The following is a 15,326-nucleotide window of genomic DNA, read 5'->3' on the forward strand; positions in this document are numbered from 1 at the left end:
CGTCCGCCCCTTCACGAGGAGCGGACGTAGCCGGCGTCCTTGTCCACCTGGTTGACCAGCTGCTCCCCGGCCGCCCAGCGCCGGAGGTTGTCCTCGAACTGGGCGGCGAGCTCGTCCCGCCACCCCTCCACGTCCCCGCACATGTGCGCGGACACGTGCACATTGTCCATCGCCCAGAAGGGGTGGCCCGGGGGAAGGGGCTCCGTGTCGAAGACGTCCAGGGTCGCGGCGGCCGGACGTCCCGCCCGGAGGGCCTCGTGCAGTGCGTCCTCGTCCACCAGCGCCCCCCGGCCCACGTTCACGAGGTGCGCGTGCGGGAACATCGCCGCGAGCACCCGGGAGCCCACGATCCCGCGCGTCCGCTCGGTCAGCGGGGCGGCCAGCACCACGTGGTCGGCCCACCCGGCGTGCTCGGCCAGTGCGGCAGAGGGGACGACGGTCCCGAAGTCGGGATCCTCCGCCCGGGCCGTGCGCCCGGCGCCGCGGACGTCCATCCCCACGGCCCGCAGCAGGCGGGCGGTCTCGCGGCCGATCCCCCCGGTGCCCACCACGAGGACCGTGGAGCCCCCGGTGCGCCGCAGCTCGCGGTGCACCCACCGGCGCTCGCGCTGCAGGGCCCGGCTGCGGTGCAGCTGCTTGTCCTGGGCCAGGACCGCGGCGAGGACGAACTCCGCGATGGGCCGGTCGAAGACCCCGTGCGCGTTGGTCAGCCGGACGTCGGAGGCGCGCAGCGCCGGGAACAGCATGGCGTCCACTCCGGCCGCCGCGACGTGCACCCAGCGCAGCCCCGCCGCGGCGTCCCACGCGCCGGCGAGGGCGTCCGAGAAGAAGTCCCACAGCAGCAGCACCTCGGCCGGACGCCGCCCACCGGTCCCCGCGAGGGCGTCGGCCAGGCCGTCGCGCGTCACCACCGTGACATCGGCGAGGGCCCGGAGGGCGTCCTCGTTGCGGGGCGGTGGCGTGTCCTCGGCGGTCAGCACGACGACACGGGGCAGCTCGCGCACGGTGCTCATGGAACCACCCTACGGGTGCGGTCCGATTGTTGACAATCGGCGCGGGCTGTTCCCATGATGAGCCATGACCGCACCGAGTCCGCTCCGGAACCCGCACCGACCCCGACCGGCAGGACGTCCCGTGACCACCTCCGGCGCGCCCACCACCGCCTCCGACGACGTCCTGCGCCGGTCCCGGGAGGCCGTCGCCGGGGTCAGCACCGGGGTCTTCCTCCAGGGCGAGTGGTCCGAGGCCGCCTCCGGCCGACGCTTCGCCGTGGTGGACCCGGCGACCGAGGAGGTCGTCGCCACGGTGGCCGACGGCGGCCCGGAGGACGCCGCCCGCGCGATCCAGGCCGCGGGGCGGGCCCAGAAGGACTGGGCGCGGACGGCTCCCCGCGAGCGCGGGGAGATCCTGCGCCGCTCCTACGACCTCATCATGGCCCGCCAGGACGAGCTCGCGCTGGTGATGTCCACGGAGATGGGCAAGCCCCTCGCCGAGGCCCGGGCCGAGGTCGCCTACGCCGCCGAGTTCTTCCGCTGGTTCTCCGAGGAGGCCGTGCGGATCGGCGGGGACATGACCGTCTCGGGCGATGGGCGGACCCGCATCCTGGTGTCCAAGGAGCCGGTGGGGCCCTGCGTGCTGGTCACCCCGTGGAACTTCCCGCTGGCCATGGGCACCCGCAAGATCGGCCCGGCCGTCGCCGCCGGCTGCACGATGGTGTTCAAGCCCGCGAACCTCACGCCGCTGTCCTCCCTGGCGCTCGTGGACGTCCTGGTCGACGCTGGCCTGCCGGCGGGCGTGCTCAACGTCGTGTGCACCTCGAAGGCCTCCTCGGTGGTCGGGCCCTGGATGTCCTCGGGGATCGCCCGCAAGATCTCCTTCACCGGCTCCACCGAGGTGGGGGTCCGGCTGCTCGAGCAGGCGGCCCGGCACGTCATGCGCTCGTCCATGGAGCTGGGCGGCAACGCCCCCTTCATCGTGTTCGAGGACGCCGACCTCGACGTGGCGGTCGAGGCCGCGATGACCGCCAAGATGCGCAACATGGGCGAGGCCTGCACCGCGGCCAACCGCCTGTTCGTCCACCGCTCCGTGGCCGAGGAGTTCGCCGCGCGCCTCGCCGAGCGCATGGGCTCCCTCACCGTGGGCCACGGCGTGGCCGAGGGCACCCAGGTGGGCCCCCTCGTCGAGGAGAAGGCCCTGACCAAGGTCGAGGAACTCGTGGACGACGCCCTGACCCGGGGCGCGAGCGTGCTGTGCGGGGGCCGCCGGTCCGGGGGCCGCGGCTGGTTCTACGCCCCCACCGTCCTGTCCGGGGTCAGCCCCGACGCCGCGCTCATGTCCCAGGAGATCTTCGGGCCGGTGGCGCCCGTGGTGCCCTTCGCCTCCGAGGAGCAGGTGCTCGGGTGGGCCAACGACACCCCGTGGGGGCTCGTGGGCTACCTCTTCACCCGAGACGTGGACCGCAGCTTCCGCGTCAGCGAGGCGCTCGAGGTCGGCATGGTCGGGGTCAACACGGGACTGGTCTCCGACCCGGCGGCGCCCTTCGGCGGGGTCAAGGCCTCGGGCCTGGGGCGCGAGGGGGGCCGTGCGGGGATCGAGGAGTTCCTCGAGACGAAGTACACGGCGGTGCCCCGTGGCCGATGACACCGGGCGTGCCGACACCGGGAGCGCCGGGACCGTGGTCGACCCGGACGTCCGACCCGCCCTGTTCCGCGACGAGGAGTACGCCGCCCGGCTGCGCGCGGTGCGGGAGAGGATGGCGGAGCAGGGCCTGAGCGCGCTGATCGTGACCGACCCCGCGAACATGTTCTACCTGACGGGCTACGACGCCTGGTCCTTCTACACCCCGCAGCTGCTGTTCGTGCCGACGGAGGGCGAGCTGCTGCTGTTCCTGCGGGAGATGGACGCCAACGGCGCGTTCCGCACGGCCCGGCTGCACCCCGAGCAGATCGTCGGCTACCCCGAGCGCTACGTGCACCGCCCGCACCTGCACCCCTTCGACTGGGTGGCCTACGCCCTGCGCCGCCGCGGCCAGGTCGCCCCGGCCGCCCGGGGGTGCGTGGGCCTGGAGATGGACTCCCACTTCTTCTCCCCCAAGGGCTACCGGTCCCTCGTCAACGCGCTGCCGGAGTGGACCCTCGTGGACGCCTTCGACCTCGTGAACTGGGTGCGCGCCGTCAAGTCCCCGGCGGAGATCCAGTATCTGCGCACGGCCGCCCGCGTCACCACGGCCGCGATGCGGGCCGCGATCGACGCGATCGGCCCCGGGATCCCGCAGCACCGCGTCGCGGCGCAGATCGCCCGGGCCCAGGCCGAGGGGGTCGACGACGCGTGGGGGGACTTCCCGGCCATGGTCCCGATGCTCCCGACCGGGGCCTCCGCCGACACCCCGCACCTCACGTGGTCGGACCGGGTGCTGCGGGAGGGCGACGCCGTGGTGGTGGAGCTGGCCGGGGTGCACCGGCGCTACCACGTGCCGCTGGCCCGCACGGTCATGCTCGGTCCGCCCACGCCGGAGCTGGGCCTGCTCGAGGAGGCCGTGGCCTCCGGGCTCGAGGCCGTGCTGGACGTCACCGCCGCGGGCGTCCCGGTGCGCGAGCTCGCGAGCACCTGGAACTGGGCGCTCGCGGAGTTCGGGCTCGAGAAGCCCAGCCGGATCGGCTACTCCGTGGGCATCGGCTATCCCCCCGACTGGGGCGAACGCACCATCAGCATCCGCTCGGAGGACGAGAGCGTGCTCGCCGAGAACATGACGTTCCACCTCATCTGCGGCATGTGGATGACCGGGTACGGCTACGAGGTCTCCGAGACGATCCGCATCACCGCCACCGGGACGGAGGCCCTGACCTCCTTCCCCCGCGCCCTCATCAGGAAGTGAGCCCATGACCACCACGTCCCTCACCACCGTCGACAGCCTGCTCACCAAGCCCACCGCGGGCGTGGGCGGCGACCCCGCCCGGGGTCTCCTGCCCCTGGCCCGCCGGGCGGACGGCCTCGTGGGATCGGTCATCGACTCCTCGACGTCCCTGCTCGCCGCCCAGACCCACGACATCGTCCGCTTCGCGGTGGGCGCCCCGGCCGCCGAGGTGATCCCCACGGAGCAGTTCCGGCGGATCGCCGCCGAGGTCCTCGACGCCGGCTCCTTCACGTACGGGGCCACGGAGGGCGAGCCCGGCCTGCTCGAGACCGTGGTGGCCCACCACTCCACGACCCCGGAGCCGACCCGGTCCGAGCGGCTCGTCATCACCTCCGGCGGCATGCAGGGCCTCGACCTCGCGTTCAAGCTCTTCGTGGACCCGGGCGACCTCGTGGCGGTCGAGTCCCCCACCTACACCAACGGCTCCGGGACCGCCCTGAGCTACGGCGCGGACGTCCTCGAGATCCCGACGGACGAGGACGGCATGGACGTGGACGCGCTCGAGACCCTGGTCGCCGAGGCCGGCCGGACCCCGCGGGTCATCTACACGATCCCCAACTTCCAGAACCCCTCCGGCACCACGCTGAGCGAGCCGCGCCGGCGGCGCCTCCTGGAGCTGGCGCACCGGTGGGGGGCCATGATCCTCGACGACGACCCGTACGGGGGCCTGCGCTTCACCGGGGAGGACGTCCCGGGGTTCCGGGAGATCAGCCCGGACGATCCGCTGGTGTTCTCCGTGCGGACCTTCTCCAAGGTGCTCGCCCCGGGCCTGCGCGTCGGGTGGGTGGACGCCGATCCGCGGCTGCGCCAGCTGCTGATCGCCGGCAAGCAGGCCATGGACACCTGCACGAACGTGCCCAACCAGCACATCGTGGAGCGGTTCGTGCGCCAGGGCGGCTACGACGACCACCTGGCCGGCCTGCGCACGGAGTACCGGAGGCGCAAGCAAGCCATGGACGCCTCGATCGCCCGCCACCTGGGCTCCCGGGTGGTCACGACCGACCCCGAGGGCGGCTTCTTCCTGTGGGTGACCCTGCAGGGCGACGACGCGGCCGTGACCACCCCCCGGCTGTTCGAGATCGCCCTCGCCGAGGGCGTCGCCTTCATCCCCGGTCCCGCACTGTCCCCCTCGGGCCGGTTCCAGGACGCCTTCCGGCTGTGCTTCGCGTCCACGAGCCCGGAGCGCACGGAGGTGGGCGTGCGGCGGCTGGCCCGGGCCCTGGACATCGCCCGCGCGGAGCTCTCCCCCTGAGCGGCGGGCGCCCTCACCGGGCTCTGCCGCGGGCCGGCGGAGCTCAGTGGTCGAGGGTGCGGCGCGGCGTCATGCCGTAGATCTGCCGGTAGTACTGGGCGAAGCGGCCCGGATGGGCGAAGCCCCAGCGGGCGGCGATGTCCTTCACGGTGTCCCCCGCAGCGGGGTCCCCGGCCGCCAGGTCGCGGTGGGCCGCCTCCATCCGGATCCGCCGCAGGTACTGGGCCGGGGTCAGCCCCAGGGGATGGTTGGCACGGAACGCGCGCACGAGTGCGCCCGTGGTCGTTCCGGCCGCACGGGCGGCGTCCTCGACGGTGACCGGCCCCGAGGCGCTGTCGTCGAGGAACTGCACCGCGATGCGGTACCGGCGGGCCTGGGCCTCCATCGACAGATAGCGCTCGTCGGGGTCCCCCACGAGCGGGAAGCACTCGAGCAGTCCCACGACGAGCTGACGGGTGAGCTCGGAGCGCACCAGCGGCTCGTCGAAGGCCGCCGACGCCAGGACACCGGCCCCGTAGCGGGCCAGGCCCGACCAGTACTGCCCCAGTCGGTTGCCGGCCGAGGTGGAGGCCGCGAAGGCCACGGGGGTCCTCGCCCCGTACACGGTGTCGGCGGTCTGCTGCACCAGCGCCACGGGCAGGTGCACCAGGGTGACGTCCACGTCCTGGGCCACCACCAGGGACGGATGCTCGGGGCGGAACAGCACCGAGGACCCGCCGGCGGCGGACCCGGACTCCTCGCGGATCTGCCAGTCGTACCGCACGCCGCGCACGTGCGCCACCGTGAAGACCTCGGTGTCCCCCCAGAGGGACATCGCCCCGCCCACGTGCACCGTGGACACGGCGACGTGCTCGTCCCCGGCCCGGGACAGCTGATAGGAGAAGTGCGGGTCGTCGGTGCTGTACCCGAAACGCATGCCGGTCCGTTCCGCCAGTGCGGACAGCACCGTGGCGTCCGTGACCGTGAGATCGTGCCGGAACTCCCCACCCACGAGCCGACACCACCTTCCGCACGGGCCTCACCCAGCGTCGGTTCAGCTCTCGACCCCATTCTCCAGGTTCAGCGGGGAGCGTGCATCATTGTGACCCGCTTCTCTCCTGTCCGCCCTCGCGCGCCGTCCCGCCGCCGCTGCCCGCGGCACCGGGACGGCCGACCGCAGGACGGCCAGCAGCGGGAAGCCCGGCAGGTAGGCTTTGCAGATGAGAATCACTCGTTCCTCCGGGCGCCGTCTGCTCCGTTCGTTCGCCGTGCGCTCCGTCCTGGGCACGGTGGCCGTGCAGGCGGCGGTGGTGACCACCCTGGTGGCCACCGATGCGATCCAGCGCCGGCGCCGCTCGCGGCGCTCCGGATTCCCGCGCCCGGGCACGTTCGAGCACACGGTCGCCGGGACCGGCACCACGGTCTACACCTACGGGGAGGACCTGTTCCGGGACATGCTGGCCGCCATCCGGGGCGCCCGGCACCGGGTGCAGCTGGAGACCTTCATCTGGAAGGACGACGAGGTCGGCCACGAGTTCCTGGACGCCGTCAACGAAGCCGCCGCCCGCGGCGTCGAGGTGCACGTGATGTACGACGGCTTCGGCAACCTCGTGGTGCCCCGCGGCTTCTACCGCTTCCACCCGGACGTGCACGTCTTCCGGTTCCCCGTCCTGCGCCCGCGCCTGCTGCTGAGCCCGTTGCAGGCGACCGGGCTGACCCACCGCAAGCTGCTGGTCGTCGACGACGAGATCGGGTTCGTGGGCGGCTACAACATCGGCTCGCTGTACGCCACGCAGTGGCGGGACACCCATGTCCGGCTCACCGGCCCCGCCGCCTTCGAGCTGGGCCACTCCTTCGCCGCGGTGTGGAACCATCCCTCGGCGCGCCGGCCCAGGCTCCCGCACGTGAACCCGGGCTCGTGGGACTCCCGGGTGCGCGCCATCAACAACATCCCGGCCAGCCTGGTGTACCCGATCCGCAGCGTCTACCTCGACGCGATCCACCGGGCCACGGACCACATCTACCTCACCACCGCCTACTTCATCCCCGACCAGCAGATCCTCTCCGCCCTGATCGAGGCCTCCCGCCGGGGCGTGGACGTGCGCGTCATCCTGCCCGAGGACTCCAACCACGTCCTGGCGGACTGGCTCTCCCGCGGCTTCTACTCCACGCTGCTGGCCGCGGACATCACGGTGCTGCTCTACCGGCACGCGATGATCCACGCCAAGACCGCGACCATCGACGGGCAGTGGTCGATCGTCGGCACCGCCAACATCGACCGGCTGAGCCTGGGCTTCAACTACGAGACGAACCTGGAGATCCACGACCGGGACGTCGCCGCGGACATGGAGAAGGTCTTCGCCGCCGACAGCGGGAACTGCCGGGAGCTGACCGCCGACGAGTGGGACGAGCGGCACCCCGCGGCCTGGTTCGCCGAGACCGTCCTGGTGCCGCTGCGCCCCTTCCTCTGACCCGCCGGTCCTGCGGGGTCGAGCGGGTCCGGCCCCAGCACCGGGTCCTCGACCGCCCGGTACCGGGCGGGGTGGGTGAGGTGCTCATGGGACAGCTCCTGGTGGTGGGCCGGGACGGTCGAGCGGCCGGCGCCGGACGTCGTGCGAGTTCTCCCCCGTCCGGCAGAGTTCCGCCGGCGCGGTGGCGGGAGCCGGGTGCTACCCTCGGGCGTCGGCAGGCCGTGGCGGAGGTGGACGTGGACGTGGACGTGGTGGCTGTGGAGAACCTGGACCCGAGCATGGCGTTCGACATCGTGGACCTGCTCGGCGTGCTGACCAACGGCGTCCTGGGCGGGGCGGTGGCGCGCCAGCTGAAGATGGACCCCGTCGGCTTCGCGTTCCTGGCCGTCGTCTCCGCGCTCGGCGGAGGCCTGCTGCGCGACACCCTCCTGCAGGTCGGCTTCCCCGTGGCCCTGACGAACCCCGCGTACCTGATCACGGCGATCGCCGGCGCCACGATCGCGTTCTTCCTCCGGCTCCGGGGGAAGTGGACCAACCGCGTGCTGGTCGTGGCCGACGCCCTGGCCCTGGGCTGCTGGGCGGCCACGGGCACGGGCAAGGCCCTCGACGTGGGACTGACCTGGCTGCCGGCCGTCATGATCGGGGTGATCACCGCCGTGGGCGGCGGGATGATCCGCGACATCGCGGTGGGGCGGGTGCCGATGATCTTCGGCGGCAACACCCTCTACGCCACCGGCGCGGTGATCGGCAGCGCCGAGATGGCGGTGCTGCACAGCCTGGGCCATCCCAACTGGGGCATGGCCGGGGCGATCCTCACCGCCGCCACGGTCACCGTGGTGGCCCGGCGCCGGGGGTGGCGGCTGCCCGGGGCTGGCGAGTGGAACGTGCGCCTGCCCAAGCGGGACTGGCCGCGCCCGACGTGGCGCCCCCGCCGCCCCGGCCGCCGGAACGGCGAGGGGCACCGGGACGCGGAGGGCGGCGGCGACGGTCCCGGCCGCAGCACGGAGCCCGGCACGTCCTGACGGCTCGCCGTCCGGCGCAGGACGGGGCGCAGGAGCGGGGCACGGTCCGGTCAGGCGCCCAGGATCCGCTTGAGGCCGTCCTGCATGTGGGCCCGCAGCAGGGAGTCCGCACGGTCCGCGTCCTCCACGGCGAGCGCCTCGACGATCTCGACGTGCTCCCGGAGGCGGGCGTCGGCGGACTCGTAGGTCCCCTGCATGCCGGTCAGGGACATCCGGATCTGGGTGAGCAGCGTCCGGTGCATGCTGAGCAGCCGGGGGCTGCCGGCCAGCTCCACGAGCAGCTCGTGGAAGTGCAGGTCCGCCTCCGACATCGCGCGCCCGTTCGGCTCCGGGGCGGCGTCCCGCATCCCGGCCAGCGGCCCGGCCAGGGCCTCGGCGACCCGGGGCCCGGTGCCCGTGCTCACGATCCGGCGCACGGCCGCGCACTCCACGGCCTCCCGGGCGAGGTACATGTCCCGGACCGCGTCCTCGGTCAGCTCCATCACGAACAGACCGCGGTTGCGGTGGCCGACGAGCAGACCCTCCTGCGTGAGGCGCTGCATGGCCTCGCGCAGGGGTCCGCGGCTCACGTTGAGCTCCCGGGCCAGCTCCTGCTCCACGAGCTGGCTGCCGGGCGGGAAGCGACCGTCGGCGATGGCCTCGCGCAGGATCCTGGCGATGAGCGCAGGGGTCGACTCCTGGACCACGGGAGGAAGGGCCGACCGGGCTGCCATGCTGCTCTCCATCTGTTGTCCGGTCCGGGGCGGAGCACCCGCGGCGTCGGCCGACGACGGCCGCGGCGCGCACCGTCTCAGCACGTCACGCACGGATCTCCTCCGGATGCGGTGATTGTCGACAATCCAACTGTAAGCTTTTCGCCGATCCGGTCCAACCCTCCCGGCCGGTCGACGACGACGATGGTGACCGCGCACGACGAAGGCCCGGGGACGTCCGGCGTCCCCGGGCCCCGACGACCCCCGGTCAGCGCTGCAGCTGCTCGGCGGCGGTGGGGTCCGAGTCGTTGAGGAACTTCTGGATCCGCTCGGCCTCGTCGAACTCGCCGATCGCCGCGGCGGCCCGGCCCAGGGCCGCGAGCGCCCGCAGGAAGCCGCGGTTGGGCTCGTGGGAGAACGGGACGGGCCCGTGGCCCTTCCACCCGTGGCCGCGCAGGGCGTCGAGGCCGCGGTGGTAGCCCACGCGGGCGAAGGCGTAGCCCTCGAGGGTGCGGCCCTCGGCGAGGGCGTCCTCGGCGCACATCGCCCACGCGAGGGAGGCCTTCGGGAAGCGCGCGGCGAGGTCCTCCGCCTCGTCGCCCGCCTCGATGCGCTCGACCAGGCCCGGGTCCTCGGAGAGGTAGGTGGGCTCGGGGCCGCCGAGCAGGTTCTTGCCGGTGAGGCTCATGGGGGACGGGGTCCTTTCGGTGGCGGGACGGCGGGGTCGTGCGGGACGGGCGCGGGAACGGCGGCGGCGCCCCGCTCGGGCGGGGCGCCGCCGCCGTGCTCCGCGGCCGCGGAGGGGAGAGCGGCTACTTGACGGAGGTCCCGGCGGAGCCGAGGTTCTGGCAGGCCTCCACCACGCGGGCGGCCATGGACTCCTCGGCCAGGGCGCCCCACACGCGCGGGTCGTACTTCTTCTTGTTGCCGACCTCGCCGTCGATCTTCAGGACGCCGTCGTAGTTCGCGAACATGTGCCCGGCGACCGGCCGGGTGAACGCGTACTGGGTGTCGGTGTCCACGTTCATCTTGACCACGCCGTAGGCGACGGAGTTCGCGATCTCCTCGGCGGTGGAGCCGGAGCCGCCGTGGAAGACGAGGTCGAACGGACGGTCCTGGCCGACCTTCTCGCCCACCGCCTCCTGGATCTGCTGCAGCAGCTCGGGGCGCAGCTTGACCCCGCCGGGCTTGTACACGCCGTGCACGTTGCCGAAGGTCAGGGCGGTGAGGTACCGGCCGTTCTCGCCGGTGCCCAGCGCCTCGACGGTGGCCAGGCCGTCCTCGACGGTGGAGTAGAGCTTCTCGTTGATCGCGTTCTCGACGCCGTCCTCCTCGCCGCCGACGGCGCCGATCTCGACCTCGAGGATGATCTTGGCCTTCGCGGTGCGGGCCAGGAGGTCCTGGGCGATCTTGAGGTTCTCGTCGAGCTCGATCGCGGAGCCGTCCCACATGTGGGACTGGAAGATCGGGTCCTCGCCGCGGGCCACGGCCTTCTCGGACTCCTCGAGCAGCGGCAGCACGAAGCCCTCGAGCTTGTCCTGCGGGCAGTGGTCGGTGTGCAGCGCGATGTTGACGTCGTAGTTCTTCGCGACCTCGCGGGCGAACGCGGCCATCGCGAGCGAGCCGGTGACCATGTCCTTGACGGAGGCCCCGGACCAGTAGGCGGCGCCGCCGGTGGAGGCCTGGATGATGCCGTCCGAGCCCGCCTCGGCGAAACCGCGGATGGCGGCGTTGAGGGTCTGGGAGGAGGTGACGTTGATGGCCGGGTAGGCGAAACCCTTCTCCTTGGCCCGGTCGATCATCTCGGCGTAGACGTCTGGGGTTGCGATGGGCATGCTGGCTCCTTCGGTTCGGGTGTGGCCTGGGTCCCACTCTAGCCAAACCGGCGCCGTGGGACGACGGGCAAACGGCAGGTGGACGCCGCGGGTCGCCCGTCAGGCGATCGGCTGGCCGAAGACGTGCCGCCGGATCCAGGCGTGCATCGCCACCGCGGCCGCCGCAGAGGCGTTGATGGAGCGGGTCGAACCGAACTGGGCGATCGACAGCGTGGTCCCGGCCGCGGCGTGCATCTCGGGGCTCAGCCCCGGCCCCTCCTGGCCGAGCACCAGCACGCAGCGCTCGGGCAGGTCGTAGGTCTCGAGCTGCTGCGAGTCCGGGAAGTTGTCGATCCCGATCACCGGGAGGCCCTCGGCGTGCGCCCAGGCCGCGAACTCCTCGACGCTCGCGTGGTGGCGCACGTGCTGATACCGGTCGGTGACCATCGCTCCTCGGCGGTTCCAGCGCCGTTTGCCGACGATGTGCACCTCATGGGCGAGGAACGCGTTGGCGGTGCGCACCACGGAGCCGATGTTCAGGTCGTGCTGCCAGTTCTCGACCGCCACGTGGAATCCGTGCCGGCGGGTGTCGAGATCGGCGACGATCGCCGCCATCGTCCAGTACCGGTAGGCGTCCACGACGTTGCGCCGGTCCCCGTGCTCGAGCAGATCCGGGTCCCAGTGCCCGCCCTCGGGCCAGGGGCCAGCCCAGGGACCGACGCCCACCGCGGGGGCGGACGCCGCGGCGCCGGTCTCGGCGGCGGGGTCAGTCAAGCCCGAGCTCGTCCTTCGTGAAGGCGTAGAGGCAGGGCACGCCCGCCGTCTCCTCGATGCGCTCCTTGGCGCCGGTCCGCCGGTCCACGATGATCGCCACGGCCACCACGTTGGCGCCGGCCCGCTGCAGGGCCTCCACCGCGGTGAGGGCGGACCCGCCGGTCGTGGAGGTGTCCTCCACCACGACGACGTCGCGGCCCTGCACCGGGGGGCCCTCGACCTGACGGCCCATCCCGTAGCTCTTCTGGGCCTTGCGGACCACGAACGTGTCGACGGCCCGGCCCTGGTCCCCCGCCGTGCGCATGATGGCGTTGCCCACGGGGTCGGCGCCCATGGTCAGCCCGCCCACGGATGCGCAGGAGATCCCTGCCTCGTCGAGCAGCGCCAGCATCACCTGGCCCACGTAGCGGGACGCCTCGTGGTGGAGGGTCACGCGGCGCAGGTCCACGTAGTAGTCGGCCTCGATGCCGCTCGCGAGCGTGACCTTGCCCCGCACCACGGCGAGGTCGACGATCAGCTGGCGGAGGCGGTCGCGGGCCGTCGCGAGGTCGACGGACGAGAAGTCGGTGGTCATGGGCCCCAGTCTATGGGGAGGGTTGTCAGCGGGGAGCCATGCGCAGCGCCCCGTCCATCCGGACAGTGGTGCCGTTGAGGTAGTCGTTGTCGAGGAACGTCGCCACCAGCTGAGCGAACTCCCCGGGGCGGCCGAGCCGGCGCGGGAACGGCACGCCCGCGGCGAGCCCGGCCCGGAACTCGTCGCTCACCGCCGCGAGCATGGGCGTCTCGAAGACGCCGGGGGCGATGGTGTTCACCCGGATCCCGGCGCTCGCGAGGTCCCGGGCCGCGGTGATGCCCAGGCTGTGCACCCCGCCCTTCGACGCCGCGTAGGCGGCCTGCCCCACCTGCCCCTCGAACGCGGCGACGGAGGCCGTGTTGACGACCAGCCCGCGCTGCCCGTCGTCGTCGACGGGGTCGGTGGCGGCGATCCGTTCCGCGGCGAGCGCGAGGACCGTGAAGGTGCCGAGGAGGTTGACCCGCAGCACGGTCTCGAACAGGTCGAGGTCGTGCACGCCCTTCTTGCCCAGCACCCGGGCCGACGGGCCGATCCCGGCGCAGTTGACCACGGTGCGCAGGGGCCCGGCGGCGGACGCGGCCGCCACGGCCTCGCGCACCTGCTCCCGGTCGGTGACGTCGGCGGGCAGGCGGGTGACGCCGGGGACGTCGGGGGCCGTCCTGACCGCGGCCGGGAGGTCCACGGCGAAGACGCGCACGCCGCGCCCGGCGAGCATCGCGGCGGTGGCCGCGCCGAGGCCGGAGGCGGCGCCGGTGACGAGGGCGGAGGTGTCGGTGACGTCCATGCGGGGTCCTTTCGGGGAGCTGCTCGGGGCGGTGGCGGAGCAGCGGAGGGGCGGTGGCGCGGGAGCCGCGGGTGGGCTCAGACGAACGCGGAGACGCCCGTGACGGCGCGGCCCACGATGAGGGCGTTGATCTCGTAGGTGCCCTCGTAGGTGTAGAGGATCTCGACGTCGTTGAAGAGCTTGGCCATCTCGTGGTCGGTGACCACGCCGTTGCCGCCGAGCAGGTTGCGGCCCAGGGCCGCGGACTCCCGGGCCAGGGAGGTGGTGGTGGCCTTGGCCAGGGCGGCGTGGGGCATGTCGAAGGCGCCGGCCTCCTGGAGCCGGGCGATCTGGGCCATGAGGCCCAGGGCGGCCGTGGCGTTGCCGAGGATCCGGGTGAGGGGCTCCTGGACGAGCTGGAACTTCGCGAGCGGGCGGCCGAACTGCCGGCGGGCCAGGGCGTAGTCGCGGGCGACGTCGAAGATCGCGAGCTGGACCCCGGCGCCCTGCCAGCCGACCCAGGCGCGGGAGTTGCGCAGCATCTCGTTGGCGGCCGCGAAGCTCTGCGCCCCGGGCAGGGCGTTGGTGGCGGGGATCCGGACCTCGTCCAGGACGATGTCGGCGTTCTGCATGATCCGCAGGCCGATCTTGTGCTCGATCTTGGTGGCGGTCCATCCCGGGCGGTCGGTCTCCACCAGGAAGCCCTTCACCTGCCCGTCGGCGGTGTCCCGGGCCCAGACGATCGCGACGTCGGCGATCGTGCCGGCGCCGATCCACCGCTTGGTCCCGGTGAGCACCCACTCGGTCCCGTCCCGGGTCGCGGTCGTGGCCAGGCCGCCGGCGATGTCGGAGCCGTGCTCGGGCTCGGTGAGGGCGAAGGCGCCGAGGGCCCGGAAGCGGCGCAGCTCCGGCAGCCACCGAGTCTTCTGCTCCTCCGATCCCAGGGCGTCGATCAGGCCGAGGATGAGCTCGTTGTGGATCCCGACGAGGGCGCTGAGGGAGACGTCGGCCCGGGCGACCTCGGCGTAGGCCAGCCCGCGGAACAGCCGGCTCGCGCCGGAGAGCTCGAGCTCGCCGAGCCCGTGGGCGGCCAGCGCCGGGAGCAGGTGGGACGGGAACTCCTCGCGGTTCCAGTAGGGCGTGACCACGGGGCGGACCTGCGCCTGGAGGAAGGCGCGCAGCTCGGTCAGCCGCGCCCGCTCGGGCGGCGGGAGGAGGGCGGTGAAGCAGAAGAGGTCGGCGTCCGGGAAGGGGATGCCGGGGTGCTGCTCCACGGACGGGGATTCGCCGGGCAGAACGGGAGTCATGGGTGGTCCTCTCGTCGGCCCGTCACGACGGGGTGGGTCGTGTGAGCCGGGTCATACGACAACGGTGGTGGTCCCGATCGTACTGCGCGAGCCCGGCAGCGGGCCGGACCGGTCCTGCCCAGCGGTCAGCCCGCCACGACCCGGCCGTGCTCGAGCACCACGACGTGCTCGGCCAGGGCGGCGGCGTCCTCGGGGTCGTGACTGATGACCAGGGCCGTCCGCTCCGCCAGCACCCGGGCGAGCAGCTCGCGGACGACCGGCGTGGTGGCCGCGTCCAGGGCGGAGAACGGCTCGTCCAGCAGCAGCAACTGCGGTTCGGCCGCCAGGGCCCGGGCGATCGCGACGCGTTGCGCCTGGCCGCCGGAGAGCTGGGCCGGCCGGCGGTCGGCGAACTGCTCGGCCCCCACCTCGGCGAGCCAGTGCCGGGCGGCGGCCCGCGACCGGGCGCGGCCCGCCCCGCGGCTGCGCGGGCCGAAGGCCACGTTCTCGAGCACGCTCAGGTGCGGGAACAGCAGCGGCCCCTGCGCCATGAGCGCGATGCCGCGCTCGTGCGGGGGCAGCCAGTTCCCGCGCCCGGCCTCGTCGAGGTCGAAGAGCACGGACCCGGCGAGGGTGCACCGGCCGGTGTCCGGCACGAGCAGCCCCGCGAGGACGGCGAACAGGGTGGACTTCCCGGCGCCGTTGTGGCCGGTCACCGCCACGGTGGCCCCCGGCGGGACGGCCAGCGAGAGGGACACGTCCCGCGCGGCCAGCCGGGCGGTCACG

15 protein-coding genes are annotated in these 15,326 nt (G+C 73.3%); 5 read left to right on the forward strand and 10 right to left on the reverse strand.

The genetic code is table 11. The annotated features are described in order from the left end of the window. Window positions 1–11 precede the first annotated feature (11 nt). A complete protein-coding gene (locus tag ACFYE1_RS07825) occupies window positions 12–1,013 on the reverse strand; it encodes a D-2-hydroxyacid dehydrogenase (protein WP_387741603.1) in 1,002 nt (333 codons plus the stop codon). Window positions 1,014–1,077: 64 nt separating this feature from the next. Here ACFYE1_RS07825 and ACFYE1_RS07830 point away from each other — a divergent pair, with 64 nt between their 5' ends. The 3 genes from ACFYE1_RS07830 to ACFYE1_RS07840 are packed head-to-tail and all read left to right on the forward strand — an operon-like array spanning window position 1,078 to window position 5,165. Next, window positions 1,078–2,640, forward strand: coding sequence for an NAD-dependent succinate-semialdehyde dehydrogenase (locus ACFYE1_RS07830; RefSeq protein WP_387741605.1), 1,563 nt, complete (start codon window positions 1,078–1,080; stop codon window positions 2,638–2,640). After that, a complete protein-coding gene (locus ACFYE1_RS07835) occupies window positions 2,630–3,874 on the forward strand; it encodes a M24 family metallopeptidase (RefSeq protein ID WP_387741607.1) in 1,245 nt (414 codons plus the stop codon). Before ACFYE1_RS07830 ends, ACFYE1_RS07835 begins: the two co-directional genes overlap by 11 nt. A 4-nt stretch (window positions 3,875–3,878) precedes the next feature. Continuing rightward, on the forward strand, window positions 3,879–5,165 hold the full coding sequence (locus ACFYE1_RS07840; protein ID WP_387741609.1) for an aminotransferase-like domain-containing protein: 1,287 nt from the start codon (window positions 3,879–3,881) through the stop codon (window positions 5,163–5,165). 43 nt (window positions 5,166–5,208) lie between these two features. On the opposite strand, the gene ACFYE1_RS07845 is transcribed toward ACFYE1_RS07840, so the two are convergent. Continuing rightward, window positions 5,209–6,156 carry a helix-turn-helix transcriptional regulator gene (locus tag ACFYE1_RS07845; RefSeq protein ID WP_387741611.1) on the reverse strand — a complete coding sequence of 316 codons (948 nt, stop codon included), beginning with the start codon at window positions 6,154–6,156 and terminating at the stop codon, window positions 5,209–5,211. A gap of 208 nt (window positions 6,157–6,364) precedes the next feature. On the opposite strand from ACFYE1_RS07845, the gene ACFYE1_RS07850 reads away from it, so the two are divergent. Together ACFYE1_RS07850 and ACFYE1_RS07855 are read left to right on the forward strand one after the other, a co-directional pair. Beyond that, entirely contained in the window at window positions 6,365–7,615 is a 1,251-nt protein-coding gene (locus ACFYE1_RS07850; RefSeq protein WP_387741613.1) for a phospholipase D-like domain-containing protein, read from the forward strand. Window positions 7,616–7,851: 236 nt separating this feature from the next. Continuing rightward, window positions 7,852–8,637 (forward strand): trimeric intracellular cation channel family protein, encoded by a 786-nt coding sequence (locus ACFYE1_RS07855; RefSeq protein ID WP_387741615.1) that lies wholly within the window; start codon window positions 7,852–7,854, stop codon window positions 8,635–8,637. A 50-nt stretch (window positions 8,638–8,687) separates the two neighbouring features. Here the strand turns inward: ACFYE1_RS07855 and ACFYE1_RS07860 are convergent, their stop codons facing one another. From ACFYE1_RS07860 to ACFYE1_RS07895, 8 genes are all read right to left on the reverse strand, one after another. After that, window positions 8,688–9,350 carry a GntR family transcriptional regulator gene (locus ACFYE1_RS07860; protein WP_387741616.1) on the reverse strand — a complete coding sequence of 221 codons (663 nt, stop codon included), beginning with the start codon at window positions 9,348–9,350 and terminating at the stop codon, window positions 8,688–8,690. A gap of 247 nt (window positions 9,351–9,597) precedes the next feature. Then, entirely contained in the window at window positions 9,598–10,017 is a 420-nt protein-coding gene (locus ACFYE1_RS07865) for a DUF3151 domain-containing protein (protein WP_387741618.1), read from the reverse strand. 124 nt (window positions 10,018–10,141) lie between these two features. Further along, window positions 10,142–11,164: a class II fructose-bisphosphate aldolase gene (gene fbaA, locus ACFYE1_RS07870; RefSeq protein WP_387741620.1), complete on the reverse strand. Its 1,023-nt coding sequence runs from the start codon at window positions 11,162–11,164 to the stop codon at window positions 10,142–10,144. 99 nt (window positions 11,165–11,263) lie between these two features. After that, window positions 11,264–11,917: a TrmH family RNA methyltransferase gene (locus ACFYE1_RS07875; protein WP_387741622.1), complete on the reverse strand. Its 654-nt coding sequence runs from the start codon at window positions 11,915–11,917 to the stop codon at window positions 11,264–11,266. Continuing rightward, window positions 11,910–12,491: an orotate phosphoribosyltransferase gene (gene pyrE, locus ACFYE1_RS07880; protein ID WP_387741623.1), complete on the reverse strand. Its 582-nt coding sequence runs from the start codon at window positions 12,489–12,491 to the stop codon at window positions 11,910–11,912. The genes ACFYE1_RS07875 and pyrE overlap by 8 nt, the downstream gene beginning before the upstream one ends. A gap of 25 nt (window positions 12,492–12,516) precedes the next feature. Further along, complete coding sequence (locus ACFYE1_RS07885; RefSeq protein WP_387741624.1) at window positions 12,517–13,275, reverse strand: SDR family NAD(P)-dependent oxidoreductase; 759 nt, start codon at window positions 13,273–13,275, stop codon at window positions 12,517–12,519. A gap of 77 nt (window positions 13,276–13,352) precedes the next feature. Further along, complete coding sequence (locus ACFYE1_RS07890) at window positions 13,353–14,561, reverse strand: acyl-CoA dehydrogenase family protein (protein ID WP_387741626.1); 1,209 nt, start codon at window positions 14,559–14,561, stop codon at window positions 13,353–13,355. 125 nt (window positions 14,562–14,686) lie between these two features. Continuing rightward, on the reverse strand, window positions 14,687–15,325 hold the full coding sequence (locus ACFYE1_RS07895) for a sulfate/molybdate ABC transporter ATP-binding protein (RefSeq protein WP_387741628.1): 639 nt from the start codon (window positions 15,323–15,325) through the stop codon (window positions 14,687–14,689). Between the last annotated feature and the right edge of the window lies 1 nt (window position 15,326).

Origin of the sequence: Kocuria nitroreducens (assembly GCF_042879195.1) — a bacterium.
In the GTDB taxonomy this organism is placed as follows: Bacteria; Actinomycetota; Actinomycetes; order Actinomycetales; family Micrococcaceae; genus Kocuria; species Kocuria nitroreducens.